The sequence below is a fragment of the Amycolatopsis sp. CA-128772 genome (genome assembly GCF_002904295.1).
GTDB lineage: Bacteria > Actinomycetota > Actinomycetes > Mycobacteriales > Pseudonocardiaceae > Amycolatopsis.
Genome location: NZ_PPHG01000121.1, coordinates 20,931 through 44,685, shown reverse-complemented (window position 1 = coordinate 44,685; position 23,755 = coordinate 20,931). Strand labels below are relative to the sequence as shown.

Genomic DNA, 23,755 nt, shown 5'->3' with positions numbered 1-23,755 from the left:
CCGAGGCCGGTGTCCCGCCGGGAAAGGTGCGCACCCTGGACGAGGTCTACACCTGGGACCAGACCCTCAGCCAAGGTCTGGTCATCAACGTCGACCACCCCGCCCCTCGGCACGATCCGGCTGCCGGGACCGCCGCTGCGGATGGCGAGCCTCGACGGCACCGAGGTTCCGCGGACCCACACCGCTCCGCCTGCGCCGGGCGAGCACGACAAGGAGATCCGCGCGTGGCCGGACGCCGGGTGAAACCGTCAGCCGGTCAGGACCTGCTGGATCGCGGGACCGACGGTCGCCACGATCTGTTCGGTGTCGGCAGCGACGATCACGGGCACCCCGATGATCCGCCTGCTGGTGACGATGCCGACCAGCATCGCCGCGGCCAGGCCGGCGCGCAGCATCGCATCGCCACCGCCACCGGCGCCGTGCAGCAACCGGGACTGGATAAACTCGCGCAGCTGCACGCACGCGTTCTCGTTGCCGACCGCGCCCCCGCAGCATCGCCATCAGGGGCTCCGACTCCTCAGCGCTGCCCTCCCACGCACGCAGATACGCGCGCACCACGCGTTCGCCGAGGTGCTCGTCCGGCCCCTCGAAAGCAGTCTCGAACCGCTCCAGCGCCGACACGGGGACGGCCATGACGGCGGCGAAGAGGTCGTCCTTCGAGCGGAAGAACTGCATCACCTGGGAGGCGTCCACCCCGGCGTCGGCGGCGATCCGGCGGATCGTGGTCCCGGCGAAGCCGTCACGGGCGAACCGCGCTCTCGCCGCGTCGAGCACCGCCTGCCTTGTGCTGCCGGGTCCGGGCTTGCGGCCGCGACGGACCCCCGTCGCCGGCGCCTCCTCCTGGGCGGTCATCCGGCGAGTGTAACGGCCGTTGCATTTTTCTCCACAAGCGTTGAGTTCTCGCCCGGTCGGCCGTACGGTCACCAGAGCGAGAGGAGCCAGCCATGAGCGACGACCACAGGGTGTTCGTGCCGTCCCCGCCGCTGCCGTCCGCCCGGACCGGGGTGCTGACGCCGTTCGAGCCGGGCACCCGGACCCTCGCGGCCGGCCTCCGCCTCGCCCCACCGTGCCTACCTGCAGCTCACCGTCCAGACATCTTGACCGACGAAGGGACCACCATGAGCACCGACACAGCGACCATCAGCAGCACGACGGTGACGTGGGTCCGCCTGGCCGGCGAAGCGGATGACAGCGCCATCGAGCGGTTCGAGGTCCGCGCCGCACAGCATGCCCTCGCGCTGCTCAAGGCCAAGCTCGGCCGCGAGCGCCTCCTCGAACTCCTCGCCGACGAGATCGCAGCGGGCGAGGCCTACCTGCGCGACCAGATCGAGCGCTCGGCCGGCGACGAGACGACCGGCACCACAACACTGCACGCGCACGGCATCACCGCGGACCAGTTCACGGACTGGCTCTCGCGGGCGTTCGGGCGCGAGGACGTCCTGCTCGCCGGACACCCGGAGCACTACTCCATCCACGCCGGCGGCGGCCGCGTCAACATCGTCGAGACTCTCGGCGACCACATCTGCTCGTTTTTCATGAGCGAGTGGGATGAGGCTGCGACCCCGGCAGCGCCGACAGCGGCGGCCGGCCGTCGCTCGCGCATGGTGCTCGAAGACGGCACCATCGTCGGCGGCATCACCAACTCGTTCACCGACGTCGAGGGCGGCTTCACCGCAGACCTCTCGGTTACTCTCCCCGCCTCGTGCGACCCGACGGTGGTCGAGCACCACCTGGAGCACTTCGCGGTGGAATTCCACAACTGGATCCTCCGAGCCGCGTCGGAGCTGTCGGCGAGCACCGACAGCCCGATGCGGGAAGCCAGCTTTGAGTCCTGAGCGTTCGCGAAGGAGTCTCACCGTGCAGTCGGGGTCACGGGCGAGCAGATCGGCGCGCACCCCGTCCAACCGCAGGGTGCGGACGTACTCCGAGGAGCTCAACCTGAACCGACTGCGCCAAGAACCCTGCTGCCGCCCAGGCCTTCGTGAACTCCTGGGCGAGCCAGCCGGCCTCCTGGGGCGTCGACTACCTGAAGATGGACGGCGCGGGTCCCAGCGACGTCGCCGACGTCAGCCATTGGTCCGCCGGACTGACCCACACCGGGCGAAGCATCTATCTCGGGCTGGCCAACAAGCTCTCGCTCGCGCACGCCGCCGATTGGAAGCGGTACGCGAACGGCCGGCGGATCGACGGTGACGTGGACTGCTATTGCCCGCTGCAAACCAACTGGGGTTGATCGCCGAACGTGACCTGTGGCAGCGCAAGGACGTGGGCGTCGCCGACGGTTCCCTCTCCCGGTCCCTGCCGGCGCACGGCTCCGCCTTGTTCCGGGTCACGCCGGGCGTCGGTTTCCTCTTACTGGGCGAAGATCAGCAATCCGAGTTCGAGACGTCGATGCGCCGGCTATATGGTCACTAGTCCGGACGACAAGCCGTCGCTCGTCTCATGTGGCGACGTCGTATCGGTAAGGACCCAAAGACAAAAACAGACCTGCACATGCCAGGCACAACACCGCCAGGACCAGCATCGCCGGTGTGTAGGAGCCGAAGCTCGCCCTGCTCACGCTCACCACGTACGCCGCGGCTGCCGCGGCCAGCTGGAACACCGCGAAGGCGATGCCGTAGATCTTGCCGAAAGCCCGGCGCCCGAAGTACCGGGGAACCAGGTAGCTGAGTACGTCGAACTCGGCGCCGATCAGCAAACCCGCCAGCGCCGCGGCGATGATCGCCGTTGCCACGTTCGGTCCGGAGGCGAACAGCAGCGAGGAGACGACACCGCCGGCGAGGTCGACAACCATGATCACCGACACCCTGACGCGGTCCAGCAGCCATCCGGTGACAAGCCGGGCGACGATGAGCGCTACGCCCAGCGCGGCCGGCATGAGGTTGGCGACGCCGGGCGCGATACCGGCGTCGAGCAGCAACCGGATCTGGTGGACGAGGACCGCGGAACCGATCGTCCCCAGCAGGAAGAACGCGGCCAAAATCACCCAGAAGGGCCGCTTCCTGGCGGCGGCCTTCAGGGAGTCGCCGGTGGCCTGGACCCCCGTCGCGCGCGGGCTCGGTTCCGCTAGGAAGAAGAAGGCAACCGGGAATGCGGCCAGAGCGACCACTCCCAGAGCGAGAAATGTCGCCCGCCAGCCGAGGGTGGCGATGAGGGCCGTAGTCAGGATCGGTATGAGCACCGTGCCGACGCCGATGCCGGAGTTGGCGATCCCGAGTGCCAGTCCGAGCCGACGCTCGAACCAGCCTGCGGTGACCCGGAGGTAGGAGACCGGCCACAGCCCCAGGCCGCACAGCGGGATGATGGCCCACGCCAGGTAGAACGTCGTGAGGTTGTCGGGCAGGAAGTACATCGCCATCAACGACACCGCGAACACCGGGGCGCTGCACAGGACGAGGCGGCGGCCGCCGAACCGGTCGATGAGCAAACCCTGCACCGGCGAGATGACCATGATGGTGACGCTGAGGATCGAGGCGCCCAGGGTGATGGCGGGCACGCCCCAGCCGAACTCCCGGTCGAGCGGCGTGATGAACGCCCCGAAAGTGGTCACCGTCAGCACGCTGGGGCCGCAGGTGAGGCCGATCAAGGCCGCCACGGCCGTCGACCAGCCTCGTCGGGTGTCTTTTTCGCTGCCGAGCGCGGCGCCGCGGAGTGGCTGTTCGGTGGTCATCTGGTTGGCACCCCGTGTTTCGGTCCTGGGAGCTGAGCGTTGTCAATGGTCACGGTCGGACGGTCGACGCTGGTGAGGCGCCGATCCCGTCGCCGGCTGCCCGACCGCGGCGACGAGCTCGGTCGGGCACGACCGCCGCACCGTCGTGTGCTGCCGCTGGGCGGAGGCCGGCGTCTCGGACCGGCCGCGACGCGTGTCAGATCTCGTCGGTGAGGGTGAGCTGCTGCCCGGTTTCCCGCGCGACGAGCGCGGCGCCGTAGTCATTGCCGTTCGGGGTGCGCGTGATGGTGTGGGTGTGGAACTTGGCCGGGTGCTCGTTGGTGAGCATGATCCCGGCGTGGTGTTCGTACTCGATGAGCACCACCGGGCTCTGGATGCGGAAGTAGAACGGGCTGTCGGGCCCGGACCCGCCGATCCAGCACAGCCAGGTGTCGTCGAGGTGGGCGCGGATGTCGTTGAGACGCGCGTGGTACGGGCCGGGAGGCAGGTGCTCGATGAACGTGCCGGCGAGCCGGCAGAGCAGATCGCGGCTGTGCGGTGGGAAGCTGACGGCGCAGACCCCCTCGTACGGGATGACCCGGTTGTCCTGGAACATCCCGCCCAGGTGGAGTTCGTCGCCGAAGACCTCCCGGCCGGCCGGGATCGCGGGGTCGCGCTTGTCCGGGTAGAGCACCACCGCGTCGCGGATCGAATCGGGCAGGCCGTGCAACAGGTTGAGGGCCAACCGGTCCGGAACACCGAACAGCCTGGTCCCGGCGTGGGGGCCTTCGTCGATGAAGTTCGGTTCGGCGCCGAGGAACACCGGGCTGGCGACCATCTGCGTGCCGATCACCATGACGTTGACGCAGACGTGGTGCCCGTAGAGCGACCATCCCCACGGGGCGGTTTCGCTCGGTTCGCCGAAGAGGTTGACGTTGTAGCTGAACTCGTTCATGACGCGAGGGCCGCCGACCAGCCGGCCGAGGAAGTCGTTGGTCCGCATGCATCCGCGTACCTTCTCGAACCCCGGCTCGCTGAGACTGGCGCGCAGCAGCCCGAGTACCGCGTCACGCACATCCGGAGCGACCTCGTCGAGGCGGAGACCGAAGCGGTTGACGTACAGTTCCGGGTTCATCCACGCCCGCCAGACGCGACTGTCGAGCGGGTGACGGACAGTCTGCCGCTGCTGGTCGTCGAGTGTGCCCAGCAGTCGCTGTGCTGCGGCGACCATGGCCGCGGTCGGTGCCGCCTCGGACCGTCGTGGGTACAGCCCGTCCCGCAGCGTGCCGTCGGTGGTGATGCCACGAAACGACGTGGCGGCGAACAACCCGGTCCAAGCCTCGATCGCGCCGCGGAAGGTGTCCTGCTGCAGGTGCCGGTCCACCCACTGGTAGGCATCGAGGCTGTCGATGCCGGCGATTTTCCCGGCATCGGCGGCCATGACGTAGTCGCGGAAGTTCTCCGGCATCAGCAGTCCTCGGTGATCCACGTGCGAACAGCTTTTCCGTGCTGGTCGAGACGCGGTGGCGGGCGGTGGGCAGTACGGGTTCGCTCGGATCCCGACGGCTCGAAGAAGCGCAATGGCGGCCCCGGCAAGGTGATCGTGCCCAGGCTGTCGTGGTCGACGTCGACGAGCAGGCCCTGGCTGCGGGTCTGCTCCCACTCGTAAACCTCGTCCATGCCGCGAACCTTGCCGGCGGGAATGCCGACGGCGTTCAAGCGGGTGAGCAGGTCGGTGGATCGCCACGTCGAGAATGCCTTCTCGACGATCGCGATCACCTCCTCGCGCCGGGTGACCCGGTCGTGGTTGGTGGCCAGGCCGGGCAGTTCCGGGTCGATACCGAAGCTGGTGGCGAACCGGCGCCATTGGGTTTCGGTGCCGACCGCGATCTGCACCGCGCCGTCGGCGCAGCGGAACAGGCCGTAGGGGGCGATCGCCGCGTGGTGGTTGCCGGCGGCGCGCCCCACCTCGCCCGCGACCGTCCAGCGCGTGCCCTGGAAGGCGTGCGCGCCGACCGCGGCCGCGAGCAACGACGTGCGCACGACTTGCCCTCTGCCGGTGCGGGCACGTTCGTGCAGCGCGGCGAGGACGCCGTAGGCACCGTTCATACCGGCGAGCAGGTCGCAGATGGGGGTGCCGACTTTCTGCGGGTCCTCGGGCCCGGAGCCGGTGACCGCCATCAAACCGCCCTCGCCCTGGGCGATCTGATCGTAACCGGGCCGGCCGCCCTCGGGGCCGTCGTGCCCGAAACCGGTGATCGACAGCAGCACCAGCTCCGAGTTGAGCTCGTGCAGCCGCTCGGCACCGAGTCCCAGCCGCTGCATCACGCCGGCGCGGAAGTTCTCCACCAGGACGTCCGCGCGGCACACCAGTTCTTCCAGGACCGCGAGATCGGCGGGGGCCTTGAGGTCGAGGCAGATCGATTCCTTGTTCCGGTTGGCGGAAAGGAAGTACGTGGACTCCCGTTCGCGCCCCGCCGGTGTCACGAACGGCGGTCCCCAGCTGCGGGCGTCGTCACCGGCGCCCGGCGCTTCCACCTTGATGACGCGGGCGCCGAGATCGCCGAGCATCATCGCGGCGTGCGGCCCGGCGACCGCGCGGCTCAAGTCCACGACGAGCAGATCGGTGAGCGGGCCCGCGGCGCCGGCGCCGGCTGAGCGGGTCGTGGCGGTGAGGCTCATCAGCGGTTCCTTCCCGCCGGGACGGGTGCGGCTCGCCCGGCACCGGGCAGGGCACCGGACACCCGCTCCGCCGCGTCCTGCAGCTGCGTGACGTACCGGTGGACGTCGGCCTGTCCGGCACCAGGCGGCAGACCATCGACGGTCAGCTGCATGACGACCTGCCGGCGCGCATCGAATACGGGAACCGACACGCTGCGGATGTGGTAGTGCCGGCTCGGGTCGTGCAGATCGTCGGGTTCGTGTTCGCTGCCGAGTTGCTCGATCAGGTGCCGCACCGCCCGGCGTCCGTGCGGCGTAAGTCCTTTCAAAGTCGTTTCATCGACGCTGGTTTCGAGCTTGCGCAGGCTGTCGCTCCAGGTCGCGACCGACCAGCCACGCTCGCGGACCCGATCGACCAGGTGCTGTGGGTCTCCACTCCGGCCGGAGGAGAGCGAGGCGCCTGCTCGTGCGATCCATGCCTGGGTGGCCGGCTCGGACCAGGCGACCAGCGCCGTTCCCAGCGGAGGAATGTGCGGCAGTCGCTGACCGACCCGGCTGTAGGTGCGGCCGCCGGCGGGGGTGCCGGCGGTCGCGAGCAGGACGATCTCGTCGCCGACGGTGGCCGAGGCGAGGCATTCCACTCCGTTGCGTTCGGCCACCTGCTCCATGACCGGACGGGCCACGTCGACCAGCCGCAGGTGCTCGACGAGGTCGGGCTCGCCCGCGGCCGCGAGCGAAAGCGGAGCGAACCGCCCGTAACCGCCCTGGAAGAACACCAGCGGCAACGACGGTCCTGTCGCGTCCAGGCCGGTCACCCGGCCGATGACGATGTCGTGGTCGCCGGCGTCGTGAACGGCCTCCACGGTGCATTCGATCCACGCCACGGCGTCCTCCAGCCGGGGCAGGCCGCTGGGCGACGGTGTCCAGTCGAGACCGTCGAACTTGCGGTCACCGGCGGTGGCGAAGGCACGGGAGGCCGGCTCCTGGTGCGCTCCCAGCACGTTGACGCAGAAGCGGCCGTGGCGGAGGATTTTCGCCGCCGTGCCGGACTGCTTACCAGGCAGGAACGCCACCAGGGGCGGCGACAGGGAGACGGACAGGAAGGACCCGACCGTCATTCCCACCGGCTCCCCCGTTTCCGAGCAGGAGGTCACCGCGGCGACACCGGTGGGTAAGTGTCCCAGCACGTGCCGGAAGTGCTGCGGGTCGATGGGTTCGGACAAGCTGCCCTCCTCGTCGTGATCGCTGGTCAGCTCGTGCGTCGCTCGAGCACGCTGGTCGAGAGCGGCCCGGAGTCGGTTCCGCACAGCATCCGGCCGGCGTTTTCCAGCCAGGTGTCGAGGTGGTTGGCCGCGTGCATGCTGCCGGCCAGGCAGTTGCGGGTGATCAGCTGCAGCGGGTTGCGTTTGATGATCGCCGAGGCGCCGGAGGCGCGGAACAGCGTTTCGACGGCACGGCTGCAGGTGTCCCAGACGTAGGCGGCGTCGGTGTGCAGCTGCAGTGCCTCGTTCTCGGTGGGGTCGGTGGCCTCGGCCTGACAGCGGTCCAGCTCGGCGACGGCGGCGTCGGCGACCCGGCCCGCCGCGCGGATCTCGGTGTGGGCGCGGCCGACGGTGTGGTGCGCGACCGGGGCCTCGATCTGGTGGGCGTAGGGCGAGTAGGGGAGGCTGCGCCGGCCGATGGTGGCCAGGAACGCCTCCATCGCCTGATCGGCCATCCCGAGGGCCAGGCCCGCGCCGATGATCAGCGAGCGGACCAGGCCGCCTCGGGCCGGGCCGAGCCCCTGTCTGGTGAGTTCCGTGATCCGGGTGCTGAGCCGTTCCGGGGTGCTGAAACGTTCGTCGGGCACGAATAGTTCACCGTCGGTCGCGACGGTCTGGCTGCCGGTGCCGGCCAGGCCCATCGCCTCCCAGTCGTCGCGTTCGACGAGCTGGTCCTTGGGGACGAGCGCCATGCCGACCTTGGCGTCGTCGGTGTCGTCGTAGAAGACCGCGAGGTAGCCGTGGGAGGCGTGGACGCTGCCGGTGGCGAAGGGCCAGGTGCCCTTGATCATCCAGCCACCCTCGACCTGCCGCGCGGTCCCGGACATCCGCCGGCTCGTGCCGCCGAGGGCGAAGGTGCGGTTGCCGACCCACGGCGTCTCGTACACCGGCGCGATGACCTCGTCGGGGAAGGCGCAGCTCCACAGGTTGCCGCCGGCGGCGGCCCAGACCACCCAGGCGGTGGCCCCGCACCCCGAGGCCAGCGCGCGGATGATGTCGTGGGTTTCCCGGGTCGTGAAGCCGGCCCCGCCGAAACGCGTCGGGGTGGTCAGGCTGAACACGCCGGCTCGGTCGAGGCGCTCGACGGTCTCTTGTGGAATGCGCCGCTGCTGTTCGGCCTCGGCCTGGTGCTTGCGCAACCAGGGCTGCAACTCTTCGACGTGCGCGAGGATCTCCTGCGCCCGGGGCCGGTCGACGGCCACGGTGCCGTTCATGGTCATTTTGTTCGTTCCTCCTGCTTACTGCTGGTGCTGCGTCCTGGTACGGCGCTCACCGGCTGGGCGGCACGACCGGCACCTGCACGTAGCTCGGGTACTCGGGACCGGTGTGGATCGTGTTCCGGGCCCCGTCGTGGTATGTCGGGTCGTAGGCGTGGCGCATCCCGTGCCCGACGCCGGTGTAGGGCTGGATGTCGACCCGCAGGCGTTGTCCTTTGCGGATCAGGCCGGTGTTCGGGATGATCTCGACCTCGACCGGGACGACTTCGCCGTCCCGCAGCGGTGCGTAGTCGGCGCGCAGGTGGGTGTGCTTCGGCCGGAACTCGGTCGAGCGCTGCGCGTCGAGCTTGCGGTGGGAGGCCTTGAGCCAGCCCTTGGCCATTGGGTAGAACAGGGTGGAGATCCCGGGGATGAGAGCCGGACCGCAGAAGTCGACCTCGCGGTCGTGCTCGTCGAGCACCCGCAGTGCGACGAAGATGTCCATGTCCTCGCTGGTGGAGGCGACCCAGAGCACGGCTTTGCTGTACCCGGCGAGGACGGTGTCGTCCTCGAATGGTGCGCTGACGAACGTGGCGCCTGGTGAGCATGGCGCGAACGTCGCCCCGGTCTGCTTGACCGCCGTCGTTGGTGGCCGGCGGAATTCGGCCGTGTCCGTCGCCGGTGAGAACACCGCCGACGGCTCGACCTCGGCCGAATAGGTGACCGACTGCTGTGCCCGCGGAACGGTCCGGGTCAGCGCCCCGACGTGGTCGCAGCCGTCGTACTCCTGCTCCGTCGGCAAAGCGTCCAGATACCACCTGACGTACTCAGTGCGCGCGATCGGCCACTCGTTCTCTTCTTGCAGGTACGAGCCGCCGCGTCCGGTGCGGATCTCCAAGCGCACCGGCGGGGTGTCCATGATCCCGTTATCGACGCCTTTGAGCCAGTGGTCGAAGAACGCGACGTGATCCTCGACCGCCCTGGCCGAGTAGGACTTGACGAACCAGTCCTCCCAGAAGTCGATCTTCTTGTTCGACGTGGGCGTGTTGAGGTAGGTTTCGCTGCTGCCGAGCTGGTGGAAGTTGCCGGGGTGCGCCGTCGCGGCGACCGTCCACAAAGGTACGGTGAGGGCGTCGAGGTCGGGGCTCATCAGCACTTCGGAGCGAGGCCCGAAGATCGCCGCCGGGTCGGAGTCCTTGAACGGGTTCGCCCGGGCGGTCGCCAGGAAGTCTTTTGCTTCGACCTCACCGCAGATCGCGGGAACGATGCCGTTGGCGAACCAGCCGGGGAAGAACTCTTCGTTGAGGATGCCGCCGGTGTAGGCGACTTCCTCGTAAAGGTCGGTGTCGGTACCGATCGCGATCATCGCCTTCAGGTGCGGGGGCCGCAGGCTTGCCACGGCGTGCTGGCTGACGGCGTAGTAAGACATGCCCCACAAGCCGACGTTCCCGTTCGACCACGGCTGGGTGCCGACCCATTCGATCGCGTCGTAGTAGGCCTCGGCTTCCTCGATCCCCCAGATGCCCAGTGTGCCGGGGCTTTTGCCCGCACCGGGGCTGTCGACGCGGACCAGGGCGTAGCCGCGCGGGATCCACGTCGCAGTGTTGATGCTTTCGTGGTTTTCGTACTCGTAGCCGTCGGGGTTGCCCCGGAAGTACCGGTCCTCCATCACCTCGTGCCGTTCGGCGTCATCCGCGTCGCAGATCGAGTGGTGGACGAACGCGCGGCCGTAGACGCCGCAGTTCATGACGACCGGAACCGGGTCGTCGCCGTCGGGGCGGAAGACGTCGGCGTAGACGAACGAGCCGTTGCGCAACGGGATCTTGACATCGCGGAACCGGCGGATGCCGAGAATGGTGCGACGAACCTCGTTGCGTGCCGCCGCCGCGGAGGTCAGGGTGCGCGGCGTGGCACCGCTGAACACCTTCGCGTAGTTCAGTTCTTGTAGCAGCTGAATGACGGCCGGGTCATCGGTGAAGGCCTGAACAGGATCGGCCGGCGCGCCGGGCAGGGACATCGGGCGGTAGCGGAAGTCGATGGCTCGGTCGCCCACCAGCTCGTGGACCTGCGGCGTCAGGGTGATGCCGGTGTCGGAATCACCGTCCTCGTCGAGGGTCAGCAGGAAGCGGGCGATGTTGGTCAAGCCCGGATCGGCGATCTTGGCGATGGCGCCGTCGACTCGCGCGACGATGTCGGCGAGGGTGAGCCGGGTCGCGCCGCGCGCCACGCCGACCACGACCTGCCCGACCGAGAAGGTGACGATTTCGCCGTCGCGGAACTGGAATCTCCCGGCCCGGTCGGTGACGCCCGCGCAGGTCGGGGTGTCGAACCGCAGACCGGCAACGGGGCCGGCGAAGGTTCCCTCACGCACCATGGCACTTCCCTCGGGGTCGAAACCGGGCTATAAAACACCCGTATCTTTCGCGTCTTTCGCTACTCTTATGCGACGGCGACCGTCTGTCAAGTTCGGATGCGCGGCCGTCCGCCCGGGAAAGGACCTCTTCGTGGCAACAACCGGCACCGCTGTGAACGCGCGAGGTGCGGCATGACGGCGAGTGGGACTTCACGGTCCGGATCGGTCGATCAGCGCGACCGGGTGCCGGCGGTGATCGTCGACGCTCCCGGCAGCGAACCGAGACCGGGCTCGATCACGCTGCCCCCCAGCGCGCCCGGCACCACCGTGGTGGCCGTGGTCGCGGCACCGCTGAACCCGCTGGACCTGGCCATCGCGTCGGGAACGTTCCACTCCGCCCGGCACGACGCCCCCTACGTCCCCGGCAGCGAGTGTGTCGGCATCGTGCACGAATCCGGTCGCTACCCCACCGGCACCCGCGTGTACGCCGAGTGCCATGCCTCACCGGCCCGCCCCGGCACCTTCGCCACGCATGTCCTCGTCGACGACGAGAACCTGCTTCCCCTTCCCGAGAAGCTCGATCCCGTCCTGGGCGCCGCCGTCGGCAACTCCGGCACAGCGGCTTTTCTGCCCCTGATCGAAAACGCCGGCCTGCGCTCCGGGGACGCGGTGCTGGTGCTGGGAGCGACCGGGGCCGTCGGGCAGCTCGCGGTCCAGATCGCGCGCCTGAGCGGCGCGCGCCGCGTGGTCGGCCTCGCCCGCGACCGGACGGCGCTGCAGCGCCTGCTCGGCCTGGGCGCGGACGCTGTCGTCGAACTGCGCGCCGACGAGCCCGCCGACGAGCTGGCGGGCCGGCTACTCGCGGCGGCCGGCCCGGTCGATGTCGTGCTGGACGGCGTCTACGGACGTCCGCTCGAGGCAGCGCTGCAGGTGTGCGCGCCCCGGGCGCGGGTGGTCAACATCGGCAACGCGGCCGGCCCCATCGCCCAGGTGCCGGCCGGGTTGCTGCGCGGGAAGCAGCTGACGCTGTCCGGCTTCGCCGGCCTCCACACGCCGCTCGCCGCGAAGCGAGCAGCACTGAACTGGCTGTGGACCGCACTCCTCCGCGGCGAGCTGCGCGTTGCGGTCCGCACCGTCCCCCTCGACCAGCTGCCGGCAGCGTGGTCGGCACAAGCACGCTCACCGCACGAGAAGTGCGTCGTGGTTCCCGGTGGTACCCGGAACAAGGAAGCTTGACCGGCGACTGTCCCGAAACCACTCGTCGGCGACGCCAGGTTCGGTCAGAGCGATCCGCGGCGGGACATCGTCACTTCGCTGCAGCGGGCAGCCGGCCTGAGCAGCCGTCCAGCACGCCGGAGTCGGCGTCGCCCCGGTGCGCCGCCACGGCAGCGCGGACGCGATCCGCGTCACCGAGCCTGATCGCCTCGACCAGTTCTTCGTGCACGGCCATCCGCTCGGCGAGGTAGCCGGTGGAGGTCGACGACGTCTGCGGGTCGGCCCGGCTGGACAGCTCGGTGATCGCGCGGATCAGCGCGACGTACAAGGCCCGCGCGAGATCGTTCGAGGTGATCTCGGCGATGCGTTCGTGCAGGGCCCAGTTCGCCTGCAGGAACGCCTCGAGATCACCACCGGAGCCGCGCATCGTGTCCAGGCAGTCGTCAAGGTCCCGCAGGTCCCGATCGGTCCGGTTCGCCGCGGCTTCGAGGGCCACGAGCTCCTCGAGCGAATCGCGGACGGCGATCGCGTGGGCCACGGTGGTCGCGCCCTGCGGCACGGTCAGGAGCGTTTGACGGAGCCGCACCACGGGACTGGTCTTGGCCACGAACAGCCCCCCGCCGCGTCCCGGGCGGACGTCGACGATGCCGCGCTCGGCCAGCAAGCGACAGGTCTCGCCGATCGTGGCACGGCCGTACCCGGTCTGCTCCCGCAACTCCTCCATGGTGGCGACCCGGTCGCCGGGGCGCAGGCCGCGGCTGCCGATCAGCTGCTCGATCTCGGAAGCCAGGTTCTGCGCGAGACCAGGGGGACGGGAAAACATACGCATATTTTAGCTCTTGACAGCACGCCGGTGTCAAAGCCAGGATCGAAAACTACCCGAAACATACGGGTTGTTTGAGCGGCGCGCCGCCCGGCGGCCGCGCCGGGTGCCGAAGAGACGGTAGAAGGGCGAACGGCTGTGATGCAGCGGACGTGCGAGCGGGTGTTCTCGGCGGCTGACGCGCTGTCGGGCCCGGGGGACGAGCAGCCTGTTCCGAGCACGGGAGACCTGGGCACGTGACGATGACTCCGGAACGGGACCCGGCCGCGGCCCCGCCGCGGGCGGTCGACTGCCTGGTCGTCGGCGGCGGTCCCGTCGGCCTGCTCACCGCGGTCCTTTTGGGGCGGGCCGGTCTCCGGGTCGCCGTGGTCGAGCGCCGGCCGCGACGCTATCCCCTGCCCCGGGCCTGCACGATCGATCACGAGGCGATCCGCATCCTGCAGGCCGCCGGACTCATGGCCGAGCACGCCGAGCTGTTCGAACCGTCACGAGGTGACCGCGGCGGCTACGAGTTCCGCAACGGCCAGGGTGAGCTGCTGCAAGCCATCGACTGGAACCGGGCGGCCGAGTCGGGCTGGGCCAACACCAACGGCTTTCACCAGCCGGACCTCGAAGCCGCCTTGGAGGACCTGGCCGTCGCGACCCCCGGGGTGAGCGTCCACCGTGGATGGTCCTTCCAGACCGTTGACCAGCACCACGACGGGGTGTCGGTGCACCTGCACCGCACCGACACCCCGGCCGAAGTCGCGCCGGTCGGGTCGCGCTGGCTGGTCGGCGCGGACGGAGCCAACAGTGCCGTGCGCCGCCGGCTGGGAATCGGCATGGAGGACTCGGGGTTCACCGCCGACTGGCTGGTGGTGGACTACCAGCCGCTGGCCGAGGAGAACTGGACGGCCTTCGTCACCCAGTACTGCGACCCGGCGCAGCCGGCGACCGCGGTCAACAGCGGCCCGGGCCGGCGGCGGTTCGAGTTCATGCGCCGCGCGGACATGACCATCGAGGAACTGGGCCTGGAAGCCACCGCCTGGCGGCTGATGGCCTCCTGGGGTGTCACCCCCGAGACAGCCCGGCTCGAACGACACGCCGTCTACACCTTCCGGGGCAGGTGGGCGCACCCGTGGCGGATGGGAAACGTCTTCCTGGCCGGCGACGCCGCGCACGTCATGCCGCCTTTCCTGGGGCAGGGCATGTGCTCGGGTCTGCGCGACGCGCTCGCCTTGGCCTGGCGCCTGGACCTGGTGCACCGCGGGCTCGCCGGACCGGCGGTGCTGGAGACCTACGGTCCCGAACGCGCCGGGCACGTCCGGGAACTCATCGACGAAGCCGTGGCCGCGGGCCGGGTCATCTGCGAACTCGACCTCGAGCGGGCCGCCGCCCGCGACGCGGAGATGAAGAAATTCGCAGCCGATCCCGAGGCAGTCACCCGCGAACCACCCCACCCGCGCCTGGGCCGGCCGTCGCTGACGATCGACAGTGCCGGCGTCGACGGGCGGCTGGCACCACAGGGACGGGTCCACGTCGACGGCCGCATCGGCCTGTTCGACGACGTTGTCGGCGGCGGCTGGCAGCTGATCAGCCTCGGCGGGGATCCCGCCGAGCTGTGCAACGCCGGCGACCTGGCCTGGTTCCAGCAGATCGGCGGCGTCGTCGCTGACCTGTCGGGCCGCGGACACCTCCACGATGTCGACGGGTTCTACCAACGCTGGTTCGCCGCACACGGGTGCCAGGCAGTCCTGGCCCGTCCCGACTTCTACACCTTCGCCGCCGGTAGCCACACCGACGTCCCGCACATGCTTGCGCGCCTGCGTCAGGCGCTTCACCCAGCCCCGACCGCAGGAGAGTGATCGATCATGGGCATGCAGGTGACCCGGCTCGCCGACGCCGAGCCGTTCGACCCGCCGGGACACCGCGGCGTCGGCCCCGTCCGTCTCCAAGGCGGTGACGACAGCTCCGGGTCCGCCGTGACGGTGACGCTCTCGCACTACCTGCCCGGCGGTGAGGCGGCGATGGCCCCTCAGCCGGCGGAGACCGTGTACGTCCTGCTGGCCGGCGAGCTGGTGATGATCACGGAAGAGACCGAAGCGACGCTGCGGCCCTACGACTCCGTGCGCTTCACCGCCGGCACCGTGCGCCGCGTGGTCAACCGAACCCACCTTCCCGCCAGCATGCTGGTCATCCGACCGGCGGTCAGCTCAGCAGCCCCAGGCCGAGATCCGGGCACCCACGCCGCCGGCAGCGACGCGCGTGCTCTGGCCGGGGCACCTCGTGGTCGAGGACCACACCCAGAAAGGTGAACAGATGAGAATCGTCGGCGTCCGACGCCAGCCCGGTGCCTCCACTGTGGAAGTCGCCGCCTTGGCCGATGAAGGCGAAACCGTCACCGTCATCGCCTCGCTGAGGGACTTCTGGGTCGACCCGGCCGAGCAGCTGTCCCGGCCGTTCACCGGTCCGACGGTGCCGACCACCGAGCTGCAGCTGGTACCGCCGGTGCTGCCCGATGCGCGGGTGCTGTGCATCGGGCTGAACTACCGCGACCACGTCGCGGAAGGCAGCTACCACGATCAGGCCCTGCCGCCGTACCCGACGCTGTTCGCCCGGTGGACCCAGTCCTTGACCGTCGACGGAGCGGAAGTTCCCGTGCCGGCCAACGAGCCGGGACTGGATTGGGAGGGCGAAGTCGTCGCGTGGATCGGAGCGCCCCTCATCGACGCCTCGCCCGAGCACGCGCTGGCGTCGGTCGTCGGCTACTCCGTGTTCAACGATCTGACGGCCCGCACCGCACAGAAGCGCACCTCTCAATGGACGCTGGGCAAGAACGCCGACCGTTCCGGGCCGATCGGGCCGCTGATCCCCGCGGCCGAAGTCGGCGATCTGCGCCGAGGCTTGCGGCTGCGAACCAGGGTCAACGGCGAAATCGTGCAGGACGCCCGCACCGACCAGATGATCTACACCGTCGGGGAGACACTGTCGCAGGTCTCGCACAGCTTGAGCCTGCGGCCCGGTGACCTCCTGGCGACCGGGACACCATCCGGTGTCGGCTACGCCCGCACCCCGCCCCGGCTGTTGCAGGCCGGAGACACCGTCGAGGTCGAGGTGGAACGGCTCGGCGTGCTGCGCAACTCGGTGGTCGGCAACAACCACCGGTTCCCAGCGGCTCGGGCCGCGACGAAGACCGGGCGACCTGCCACCAGGTGACGGCCCGCCGGCACACCCTTTCACACAGACGATCACCAGCTTCGTGAGGAAGAGATCAATGAAGATCGAAGAGCTGAGCGCCCGGGCAGAAATCCACGACGTCCTGCTGCGGTACTGCCGCGGCCTCGACCGAGTGGACATGAACCTCGTCCGCGGCGCTTTTCACGCGGACGCGTGGGTGCAGTTCCCCGAGAGCCTGCACGCCGGATCCGTCGACGGCTTCGTGGAGTTCCTGTCCGCCGAGATGCCCCGCTTCGTCCGGACGATGCATTTCCTCGGCAACAGCCTGATCGACTTCGACGGACCGGACGTCGCCCACGTCGAAACCTACCTGCAGGCCGACCACCAGGCATCGGAGAGGCACCACTGGAACGGTGACTACGTCAAACTTTGGGCCCGTTACCTCGACCGGTTCGAGCAGCGCGACGGCGTCTGGCTGATCGCGCGCCGCAAGCTGGCCGTCGACTGGATGTACCGCTACCCCGCCACCGGCTGGTTCGACGACCACCCCGACGCCTCCACCGGACTGCGCGACGGAAGCGACCCGGCCCTGCAGCCGGTCGCCGGATTCGACGGTACACCGCTGACCACACAGGACTGGCCCGCCTGAAAGCCGGTACCCACACGGACCGAAGGGAAGAGTTCGGCCCCGCCGTTGCCGCGTGGTCAGGTTCGGCCACCTTTTTGTCTGCGCAGCGAAGCGGGAAAGATCGGCGGCCTCCAGGCGATCCGAGCGCGGCGGAAGTCGCCCGAATCCGGCTGCGGGTAGGCGCCACACCCAGGAAGACCACGCGTTCGTGTGATCTCAACGGGTGTTGATATGTATGGCGAACGGAGGTACGTTCACGACAGTCAGTGACGTCTCGGCCTCCCCGCACGCTGGACGGAGCGGTCCTCGGACGCAGGAACCAAAGGAGCTCACCATGGCCGACGACCAGAAGATCTACATGCCGTCCCGCCCCCTCGAAGCCGGTGACAGGTACGGCATCCTGAGCGATTTCGACCCCGGCATCCGCACATTGGAGGCCGGCTTCCAGATCACGTCACCTTTCCTGCCCTTGCCGGTCGACGTCGTTTTCGAGAAGGACGTCGCGGTCACCCTGCGAGACGGCGTGACGATCCACGTCGACGTACTGCGCCCGGCAGGAACGGACAAGGTGCCCGTCATCGTGGCCTGGAGCCCCTACGGCAAGGGCCAGGGAACTTCCGACAGTGTCATGGGAGTGTTCAACCTGGTCGGGCTGGACAACGGCATCGTTTCCGGCCTGGAAAAGTTCGAAGGCCCCGACCCCGCCTACTGGTGCGCCCACGGCTACGCGATCTGCAACCCCGACATCCGCGGCGTGGCCAACTCCGAGGGCGACAGCGTCCTGTGGGACCGGCAGGAAGGCCGCGACTGCCACGACTTGATCGAATGGCTGGCCACGCAGGACTGGTGCACGGGCAAGGTCGCGATGAGCGGCACCTCCTACCTCGCGGTCTCGCAATGGTTCACCGCCGCCGAACAGCCCCCGCACCTCGCCGCGATCAACCCCTGGGAGGGCGTCAGCGACGTCTACCGCGACCTGGTGCTGCGCGGCGGCATGCCGGACCACGGTTTCGCCCGGCAGCTGCGGGACTACAGCTTCTGGGGCAACAGCCGCAAGGAAGACATCATCGCCGAAGCCGACCGCTACCCGCTGATGAGCGAGCTGTGGGAGAACAAGATCCCGCGCTTCGACCGGATCACCGTGCCGGCCTACGTCGTGGCCAGCTACTCCAACACCCTGCACACGGCGGGAACGTTCCGCGCCTGGCGCCGGATGGCGTCGCAGGACAGGTGGCTGCGCATCCACAACACCCAGGAATGGCCTGACTACTACGACGAAGCCAACCGTGAGGACCTGCGCCGGTTCTTCGACCACTACCTCAAGGACCAGGACAACGGGTGGGAGCAGACGCCGCGCGTGCGCTACTCGGTCCTCGATCTCGAAGGCGGTGACCAGGTCGACGTCGCCGCCGACGCGTTCCCGCCGGCCGGCGTCACCGCGACGAAGTTCTACCTCGATGGCCGTTCGCGCACGCTGACCACCACCGCACCGACCGAGGTGGGCGTTGCGGCCTACGACGTCGGGGCGAACCCGGACGTGGTCTCCTTCGTCACGCGCTTCGACCAGGAGACCGTGCTGGTCGGCTACCCGAAGGCGCATCTGTGGGTCGAAGCCCGCGGCGCCGACGACATGGACCTGTTCGTCCTGGTCCAGAAACTCGACGCCTACGGCACTCCGCTGCAGCAGTTCACCGTGCCCAACCAGAGCGCGATGGCTCAGGACCTCACCGAACGCGGCGCCTCGATCCTGCGCTACAAGGGATCGGACGGTCGTCTGCGCGTGTCCATGCGCCACCTGGACGAGGCACTCTTGACCGACGAGGTGCCGGCGCACACGTTCGACCGGGTCGAGAAGCTCGCTGCCGGCGAGATCGCCGAGATCGAAATCGACCTGTTGCCGATCGGTCTGGCGTTCCACCCCGGCGAACAGCTTCGCTTCGTCATCAGCGGCCGCTCCCTGCTGGGGCCGATGATGCCCCGGCTCCACGAGTACACCCCGGCCAACAGCGGGCAGCACGTCATCCACTCCGGCGGCGATCACGCGTCGTACCTGCAACTGCCCCTGCAGGCGCGCTGACCGCCGTTGTCGACGTGGCACCGCCGAGCCGCACGATGCCTCGTACCCGAAACCGCGCCACAGAATGGCGAGTCACTGTGACCGACGCCGGCGTGCTGACGAACTGGGGCCGATGGGGCTCCGACGATGAGCGGGGTACGACCTCGACGCCGTCCTCCGGGGCACGGTGCTGCCGCTGCACGCCGTCGCGCTCGCCCGGCTGGGCATGCCCTTGATCGACGGCGCCGAGGTCGAGGGGCCCGCCGCGGTGTGCCGGGAACCGGGCGGTGGGAGTTCCTGTTCACCGCCGCTCCCCTGCCGGTCCGCCCGCGTCGTCCACTGTGGACGACGCGGACACCGGCCGGCACGCCGCTGGATCATCGGCGTGATCCGCTCTTCGGAACCGACCAGCGCTTTGCCGTAGATCTCGTAGCACACCATCGGCAGGATGCCCGCGTGCCGCGACGCGACCTCGGAGTCGCGCCAGATCCGCTGCGGCGGGTTGACCTCGGCGAATGCCCCCGAGCCATGCGCGTAGCGTCCTCTCGAAACCACAGCCGCTTCTGCCCGTGGGCCGCCGTCGGCGTGACTCAAGCGTGTAAAGTGACCGGCAGTTCCTTCAGACCGCGCACGACGTGGCTGCGCCGGTAACTCAGCTCTTCAGGAGGCACAGCCAGCGCCATGCCCGGGCGGGCGGCGATCAGCGTCCGGATCGCCTCTTGGCCCTCCACGCGCGCGAGCTGGGCACCGAGGCAGTAGTGCGGCCCGTGGGAGAAGGCCACGTGCCCGGGTTCGGCGCGGTCGAACCGCAGCTGCTCGGCGTCGGGGAACCGCTCGGGGTCGCGGTTGGCGGCCGCGAGGGACAGCCGCACGACGGAGCCGCCCGGGATCGTCACGCCCGAGTATTCGACGTCTTCGGTGGTGTAGAAGGTGCTCAGCGAGTGAACCGGGGAATCCCACCGCAGGAACTCCTCGACCGCGACCGGCATCAAATCGGGGTTTTCACGGAGCACGGCGAGCTGGTCCGGATGCCTCAACAACGCGAGGAGGCCGTTGCCGATCAGGTTGATCGTCGTCTCGTGCCCGGCGATCAGCAGCATCACCGACATCGCGACGAGTTCCGGGTGCGTGAGCTTGTCGTCGTCGGAGTCGCTGATCAACGCGCTGATCAAGCCGTCGTCGGGCTGCTTTCGTTTCGCTTCGATCAGCTCCGACAGATAGGCCTGCAGTTTCCCCATGCCTTCCCTCGCCGCCGCGGGTGTGGAGTCGTCGACGACGACGTTGGACCACGCCGCGAAGTCGTCGCGATCCGCGGCCGGCACCCCGAGCAGTTCGCAGATCACGAACACCGGCAGCAAGAACGCGTATTCGCGCAGGATGTCCACGCGCCCGGCCGGCGGGAGCGCCTCGACGAGCTGGTGGCTGAGTTGCCGGACGCGGGGGCGCAACGCTTCCATGCGGCGGGCGGTGAACACGCGCGAGACCAGCCTGCGCAACCTGGTGTGGTCCGGCGGATCCATCAGCACCATCATCTCCACCGACGAACGCGCGGCCGCCGCCCGTTGCCCGGGCGGCAGCGTGTAGCGCGCGTCCTTGGACAGGCGCGGGTCGGCCAGTGCCGCCCGGACGTCGGCATAGCGGCTCAGCAGCCACACCGTGGTGCCGGCCTGCTCGATGCGGTGCACCGGCGCGGCTCGGCGCAACTCGGTGTATGCGGGGTACGGGTCGGCCCAGAACCGGCCCGTGTACAGCTCGTGGGTGACAGACATCAGCACTCCTGGGGAGACGGCGGGCTACCAGGTCACGGGAAGCTCGTGCAGACCGCCGGTGAGCCGCTCGGTGTGCAGCCGCAGCTCACCGGCGTCGACCGCGAGCCGAAGATTGGGCAGCCGGGTGAACAGGGACGTCAGCGCAACCCGCAGTTCGGTGCGGGCCAGGCTCGCGCCGATGCAGTAGTGCGCCCCGTACCCGAAGCTCAAGTGGGCCGCGGCGGCGGGCCGCGCCGGGTCGAAGGCCTCGGGCTCCGGGAACGCCGACGCATCGCGGTTGCCAGCCAGCGTGGAGATGATGACCGCGTCCCCGGCGGCGATGGTGACCTCGCCGACCGTGATCTCTTCCCGGGCGTAACGTGCCAAGCCAAAGTTCTCCGGTGCCGCCAGGCGCAGGATCTCTTCCACGATCTGCGGGCGGGCAGCCGGGTCCTCGACGAGCCGGCGGCGCGCCTCGGGGTTTTCGAGCAGCAGCAGGGCGCCGATGCTGATCCGGTTGACCGTGGTCTCGTGCCCGGCGAACAGGACGCCGGCCACCACCTGGGTCAGCTCGGCGGTGGTGAACTCGGGATCATCGCGTTGCGCCTGCACCAGATCGGTGATCACGTCCAAGCCCGGGTCCTGGCGCTTGACCTCGGCGAGCTCGCCGGCGTAGTCGAGCAGCTCGACGATCGCCGTGAACGGGTCGTCGCCGGTCATGGTCGCGGATCGCTCGGACAGGTCCTTGAAGTAGTCGCGTTCGCTGTAGGGAACGCCCAGCAGCTGGCAGATGACGAAGATCGGCAGCGGCAGGGACAGGTGTTCGTGCAGGTCGACGACCTGGCCGTCGCCGCCGGCGGCGATCAGGTCGTCCAGCAGGGAGTCGGCCAGCTTCTGCATCCCGTCCTCCAGCCGCCGCATCCGGCGCGCGGAGAAGGAGGGCACCAGTACCCGGCGCAGCCGGGCGTTGAAGGCCGGCTCGGCGTCGAACTCGCCGACCGGGCCGCCGTTGAACCCGGAGTTGGAGATCCGGGCCGCCGTCTCCGGTTCGCGGTGGGAGCGGCCGAGGCGCGGATCGTTGAACAGCGTCTTCGCTTCGGCGTAGCCGGTGACGAGCCAGGCGGGATCCCCGGCCGGGGTCACGACCGGGGTGATCGGGTGCCGGGCTCGCAGCTCCGCCCAGAGCGAGCCGATGTCGAGCACCGCCGGGCGGTCGAAGGGCAGTCGAGGCGGATCCGCGATGTCTGCCGACATGGGCAACTCCCGGGAGCGAGGGTCTTGCTGACTCCGCCCACCTTACGACCAAGTGACACGCTCATGTCACTTATATTGTGGTCCACACCACAGTCACGGCAACGGATCACCGCTCTCGCTTGCGCGGCAGCCTGCCAGGAGCAGCACCAGGTACCGGCGCCACCGCGCCGGCTGTTCGGTCTCCAGATCGGGAACGGCGAGCATCGTGGCCACGACCATGGCGATCAGCGACGGGAAGTCGCTCGCGTCGAGGTCCGGGCGCGCGACACCGGCCGCCTGCGCGCGTTCCAGCGCCCGGCTCAGCGGCTTGACGAAGCCCTCGGCCGTGGCCCGGGTGACCAGAGCGGTGTCCCGCGCCGCCGTCAGCAGCGCGGAGTTGGCCGCCACGGTGACCACCGTGGCCTCCAGGCCGGCGGCCAACGCCTGCCACGGATCCTGCCGGTCCACCGCCGCCTCGACGATGGGTTGCACCTCGTCGGTGACGTACCGCTCGAAAACGGCACCGATCAAGTCCTCACGCCGGGCGAAGCGCCGGTAGACCGTGCGCAGCCCGACACCGGCCCGGGCCGCTACGTCGGGCACGCCGAAGTCCGGCCCCTGCTCGGCGATGACCACGCGGGCGGCATCGAGGATGCGTTCCTGGTTGCGGCGCGCGTCCGCACGCAGGCCCGGCCCCGGCGTGTCGTCCATCCCCACAGCATCCCCGACCCGGCCCCGGGCGGCCAACCACCCTCCGCGGCCGTCAGCGCAGCAGCTTCGTGACGCGCAGCAGTTCGTCGAGCATGACGACTGCGGCCGCGTCCATCTGCGGATCGGCGGCCACTTCGCCCTCGGTCGTGAGCTTTCCGGCCGCGAACGGGACGTTGACCGCCTCGAAGATCGGCACCATCCGCAGGGTCGTGACCACTTGCTTCAGCTGCTGGATCGCGCGCGTGCCCGCACCGATCCCCCCGTAACCGAGGAAGCCGACCGCCTTGTCGGCCCATTCCTGGTGCAGGAAGTCGATCGCGTTCTTCAGCACGGCGTTGTAGCCGTAGTTGTACTCGGGCGTCACGAACACGAACGCGTCGGCGCGATCGACGGCCGCGCTCCAGTCCTTCGTGTGCTGGTGCTGGTACTCCCGCAGCTTCGGGTGCTGGGGCTCGTCGAGGAACGGCAGGTTCCGCTCGTCGAGGTCCACCGTCTCCACCACGAAACCGCCGTGGCCCTCGGCCACCTTGACGAACCACTCGGCGAAGGCCGGGCCCACCCGGCCGGGGCGGGTGCTCGCGATCACGACCTGCAGGACGGGGTTGCTCTCGTTCATGACGGCATGCTCCTTGTGCGTCGGGGTCGGTCGAGGCGCTCGCCGAGCTCGGCCAGGACCCGGGTCAGCTCGGTGGCATCGCGGGCGGTGCCGAAGACGTAGCCGTCGGGGCGCACCACCGCGGTCGTGCAGCCGTGCTCGGAAAACCACGATGGGTAGACGCCGTCGACGTCCGTCACGCCTCCCTCGGCGATCACGCAGAGGCCGACGTCCACCGGCAGGTCACCCACAGCGTCCGGATCGAGTGTGACGACGTGGAAGCCGTCGCCGACCACGTCGTCGAACCGCCGGCGAGGAGACGACCGGCACGACGACACTGCACGCCCACGGCATCACCGCCGGCCAGTTCACGGGCTGGCTTTCGCGGGCCTTCGAGCGGGAGGAGGTCCTGCTCGCCGGACACCCGGAGCACTACTCCATCCACGCCGGCGGCGGCCGGGTCAACATC

General features: G+C 69.5%; 21 protein-coding genes and 3 pseudogenes. 10 read left to right on the top strand and 14 right to left on the bottom strand.

Annotated elements, in window-relative coordinates:
• Positions 1 to 243 (top strand): annotated as a pseudogene (locus C2L59_RS49750) (hypothetical protein); the annotation flags it as partial.
• 5 nt (positions 244 to 248) lie between these two features.
• Here C2L59_RS49750 and C2L59_RS48445 read toward each other — a convergent pair.
• Both C2L59_RS48445 and C2L59_RS50580 read right to left on the bottom strand, forming a co-directional pair.
• A pseudogene (locus C2L59_RS48445) lies at positions 249 to 470 on the bottom strand (hypothetical protein); the annotation flags it as partial.
• Between the two features lie 175 nt (positions 471 to 645).
• A pseudogene (locus tag C2L59_RS50580) lies at positions 646 to 852 on the bottom strand (TetR/AcrR family transcriptional regulator); the annotation flags it as partial.
• Between the two features lie 92 nt (positions 853 to 944).
• Between C2L59_RS50580 and C2L59_RS47335 the strand changes: the two are divergent.
• The 3 genes from C2L59_RS47335 (at position 945) to C2L59_RS46870 (ending at position 2,415) form a co-directional block, all read left to right on the top strand.
• Positions 945 to 1,835 (top strand): hypothetical protein, encoded by an 891-nt coding sequence (locus tag C2L59_RS47335; RefSeq protein ID WP_146060555.1) that lies wholly within the window; start codon positions 945 to 947, stop codon positions 1,833 to 1,835.
• A 146-nt stretch (positions 1,836 to 1,981) separates the two neighbouring features.
• On the top strand, positions 1,982 to 2,233 hold the full coding sequence (locus C2L59_RS46875) for a hypothetical protein (RefSeq protein WP_103356039.1): 252 nt from the start codon (positions 1,982 to 1,984) through the stop codon (positions 2,231 to 2,233).
• Positions 2,230 to 2,415, top strand: a complete 186-nt coding sequence (locus tag C2L59_RS46870) for a hypothetical protein (protein ID WP_103356038.1) — start codon at positions 2,230 to 2,232, stop codon at positions 2,413 to 2,415. Before C2L59_RS46875 ends, C2L59_RS46870 begins: the two co-directional genes overlap by 4 nt.
• 25 nt (positions 2,416 to 2,440) lie before the next feature.
• Here the strand turns inward: C2L59_RS46870 and C2L59_RS46865 are convergent, their stop codons facing one another.
• The 6 genes from C2L59_RS46865 to C2L59_RS46840 all read right to left on the bottom strand — a co-directional run bounded on the left by C2L59_RS46865 (position 2,441) and on the right by C2L59_RS46840 (position 11,142).
• Positions 2,441 to 3,670 carry an MFS transporter gene (locus C2L59_RS46865; RefSeq protein WP_103356037.1) on the bottom strand — a complete coding sequence of 410 codons (1,230 nt, stop codon included), beginning with the start codon at positions 3,668 to 3,670 and terminating at the stop codon, positions 2,441 to 2,443.
• Positions 3,671 to 3,866: 196 nt separating this feature from the next.
• Entirely contained in the window at positions 3,867 to 5,117 is a 1,251-nt protein-coding gene (locus C2L59_RS46860) for a DUF3500 domain-containing protein (RefSeq protein ID WP_103356036.1), read from the bottom strand.
• Positions 5,117 to 6,331: a CaiB/BaiF CoA-transferase family protein gene (locus tag C2L59_RS46855; protein WP_103356035.1), complete on the bottom strand. Its 1,215-nt coding sequence runs from the start codon at positions 6,329 to 6,331 to the stop codon at positions 5,117 to 5,119. Before C2L59_RS46855 ends, C2L59_RS46860 begins: the two co-directional genes overlap by 1 nt.
• Positions 6,331 to 7,533: a flavin reductase gene (locus C2L59_RS46850; RefSeq protein WP_103356034.1), complete on the bottom strand. Its 1,203-nt coding sequence runs from the start codon at positions 7,531 to 7,533 to the stop codon at positions 6,331 to 6,333. Before C2L59_RS46850 ends, C2L59_RS46855 begins: the two co-directional genes overlap by 1 nt.
• A gap of 26 nt (positions 7,534 to 7,559) precedes the next feature.
• Positions 7,560 to 8,792, bottom strand: a complete 1,233-nt coding sequence (locus C2L59_RS46845; RefSeq protein ID WP_103356033.1) for an acyl-CoA dehydrogenase family protein — start codon at positions 8,790 to 8,792, stop codon at positions 7,560 to 7,562.
• Between the two features lie 49 nt (positions 8,793 to 8,841).
• Positions 8,842 to 11,142, bottom strand: a complete 2,301-nt coding sequence (locus C2L59_RS46840) for a CocE/NonD family hydrolase (RefSeq protein ID WP_103356032.1) — start codon at positions 11,140 to 11,142, stop codon at positions 8,842 to 8,844.
• Positions 11,143 to 11,373: 231 nt separating this feature from the next.
• On the opposite strand from C2L59_RS46840, the gene C2L59_RS46835 reads away from it, so the two are divergent.
• Complete coding sequence (locus C2L59_RS46835) at positions 11,374 to 12,357, top strand: zinc-binding alcohol dehydrogenase family protein (protein WP_158263180.1); 984 nt, start codon at positions 11,374 to 11,376, stop codon at positions 12,355 to 12,357.
• A 70-nt stretch (positions 12,358 to 12,427) separates the two neighbouring features.
• Here C2L59_RS46835 and C2L59_RS46830 read toward each other — a convergent pair whose 3' ends face one another.
• Positions 12,428 to 13,159, bottom strand: coding sequence for a FadR/GntR family transcriptional regulator (locus C2L59_RS46830; protein ID WP_158263179.1), 732 nt, complete (start codon positions 13,157 to 13,159; stop codon positions 12,428 to 12,430).
• Positions 13,160 to 13,401: 242 nt separating this feature from the next.
• Here C2L59_RS46830 and C2L59_RS46825 point away from each other — a divergent pair, with 242 nt between their 5' ends.
• The 5 genes from C2L59_RS46825 to C2L59_RS46805 all read left to right on the top strand — a co-directional run bounded on the left by C2L59_RS46825 (position 13,402) and on the right by C2L59_RS46805 (position 19,020).
• Positions 13,402 to 15,003: a bifunctional 3-(3-hydroxy-phenyl)propionate/3-hydroxycinnamic acid hydroxylase gene (locus tag C2L59_RS46825; protein ID WP_233224105.1), complete on the top strand. Its 1,602-nt coding sequence runs from the start codon at positions 13,402 to 13,404 to the stop codon at positions 15,001 to 15,003.
• 6 nt (positions 15,004 to 15,009) lie between these two features.
• On the top strand, positions 15,010 to 15,453 hold the full coding sequence (locus C2L59_RS46820) for a cupin domain-containing protein (RefSeq protein WP_103356028.1): 444 nt from the start codon (positions 15,010 to 15,012) through the stop codon (positions 15,451 to 15,453).
• Between the two features lie 4 nt (positions 15,454 to 15,457).
• Entirely contained in the window at positions 15,458 to 16,354 is an 897-nt protein-coding gene (locus C2L59_RS46815) for a fumarylacetoacetate hydrolase family protein (RefSeq protein WP_103356027.1), read from the top strand.
• Positions 16,355 to 16,412: 58 nt separating this feature from the next.
• Positions 16,413 to 16,964 (top strand): nuclear transport factor 2 family protein, encoded by a 552-nt coding sequence (locus tag C2L59_RS46810; protein ID WP_103356026.1) that lies wholly within the window; start codon positions 16,413 to 16,415, stop codon positions 16,962 to 16,964.
• A gap of 313 nt (positions 16,965 to 17,277) precedes the next feature.
• Positions 17,278 to 19,020 (top strand): CocE/NonD family hydrolase, encoded by a 1,743-nt coding sequence (locus C2L59_RS46805; protein ID WP_103356025.1) that lies wholly within the window; start codon positions 17,278 to 17,280, stop codon positions 19,018 to 19,020.
• 569 nt (positions 19,021 to 19,589) lie between these two features.
• Here the strand turns inward: C2L59_RS46805 and C2L59_RS46795 are convergent.
• The 5 genes from C2L59_RS46795 to C2L59_RS46775 form a co-directional block, all read right to left on the bottom strand.
• Positions 19,590 to 20,768 (bottom strand): cytochrome P450, encoded by a 1,179-nt coding sequence (locus C2L59_RS46795; protein WP_103356023.1) that lies wholly within the window; start codon positions 20,766 to 20,768, stop codon positions 19,590 to 19,592.
• A gap of 24 nt (positions 20,769 to 20,792) precedes the next feature.
• A complete protein-coding gene (locus tag C2L59_RS46790; protein WP_103356022.1) occupies positions 20,793 to 22,001 on the bottom strand; it encodes a cytochrome P450 in 1,209 nt (402 codons plus the stop codon).
• 93 nt (positions 22,002 to 22,094) lie between these two features.
• Positions 22,095 to 22,691: a TetR/AcrR family transcriptional regulator gene (locus C2L59_RS46785; protein ID WP_103356021.1), complete on the bottom strand. Its 597-nt coding sequence runs from the start codon at positions 22,689 to 22,691 to the stop codon at positions 22,095 to 22,097.
• 52 nt (positions 22,692 to 22,743) lie between these two features.
• Complete coding sequence (locus C2L59_RS46780) at positions 22,744 to 23,307, bottom strand: NADPH-dependent FMN reductase (RefSeq protein WP_103356020.1); 564 nt, start codon at positions 23,305 to 23,307, stop codon at positions 22,744 to 22,746.
• The gene (locus C2L59_RS46775; RefSeq protein WP_103356019.1) at positions 23,304 to 23,582 is read right to left on the bottom strand and encodes a hypothetical protein; all 279 of its coding nucleotides are present in this window, start codon (positions 23,580 to 23,582) and stop codon (positions 23,304 to 23,306) included. Before C2L59_RS46775 ends, C2L59_RS46780 begins: the two co-directional genes overlap by 4 nt.
• Between the last annotated feature and the right edge of the window lie 173 nt (positions 23,583 to 23,755).

Coding starts and splice junctions, on each gene's coding strand:
- C2L59_RS47335 (WP_146060555.1), top strand. CDS start 945: ATGAGCGACGACCACAGGGTGTTCGTGCCGTCCCCGCCGCTGCCGTCC.
- C2L59_RS46865 (WP_103356037.1), bottom strand. CDS start 3,670: ATGACCACCGAACAGCCACTCCGCGGCGCCGCGCTCGGCAGCGAAAAA.
- C2L59_RS46860 (WP_103356036.1), bottom strand. CDS start 5,117: ATGCCGGAGAACTTCCGCGACTACGTCATGGCCGCCGATGCCGGGAAA.
- C2L59_RS46855 (WP_103356035.1), bottom strand. CDS start 6,331: ATGAGCCTCACCGCCACGACCCGCTCAGCCGGCGCCGGCGCCGCGGGC.
- C2L59_RS46845 (WP_103356033.1), bottom strand. CDS start 8,792: ATGACCATGAACGGCACCGTGGCCGTCGACCGGCCCCGGGCGCAGGAG.
- C2L59_RS46840 (WP_103356032.1), bottom strand. CDS start 11,142: ATGGTGCGTGAGGGAACCTTCGCCGGCCCCGTTGCCGGTCTGCGGTTC.
- C2L59_RS46830 (WP_158263179.1), bottom strand. CDS start 13,159: ATGTTTTCCCGTCCCCCTGGTCTCGCGCAGAACCTGGCTTCCGAGATC.
- C2L59_RS46825 (WP_233224105.1), top strand. CDS start 13,402: ATGACTCCGGAACGGGACCCGGCCGCGGCCCCGCCGCGGGCGGTCGAC.
- C2L59_RS46820 (WP_103356028.1), top strand. CDS start 15,010: ATGGGCATGCAGGTGACCCGGCTCGCCGACGCCGAGCCGTTCGACCCG.
- C2L59_RS46815 (WP_103356027.1), top strand. CDS start 15,458: ATGAGAATCGTCGGCGTCCGACGCCAGCCCGGTGCCTCCACTGTGGAA.
- C2L59_RS46810 (WP_103356026.1), top strand. CDS start 16,413: ATGAAGATCGAAGAGCTGAGCGCCCGGGCAGAAATCCACGACGTCCTG.
- C2L59_RS46805 (WP_103356025.1), top strand. CDS start 17,278: ATGGCCGACGACCAGAAGATCTACATGCCGTCCCGCCCCCTCGAAGCC.
- C2L59_RS46795 (WP_103356023.1), bottom strand. CDS start 20,768: ATGTCTGTCACCCACGAGCTGTACACGGGCCGGTTCTGGGCCGACCCG.
- C2L59_RS46790 (WP_103356022.1), bottom strand. CDS start 22,001: ATGTCGGCAGACATCGCGGATCCGCCTCGACTGCCCTTCGACCGCCCG.
- C2L59_RS46785 (WP_103356021.1), bottom strand. CDS start 22,691: ATGGACGACACGCCGGGGCCGGGCCTGCGTGCGGACGCGCGCCGCAAC.
- C2L59_RS46780 (WP_103356020.1), bottom strand. CDS start 23,307: ATGAACGAGAGCAACCCCGTCCTGCAGGTCGTGATCGCGAGCACCCGC.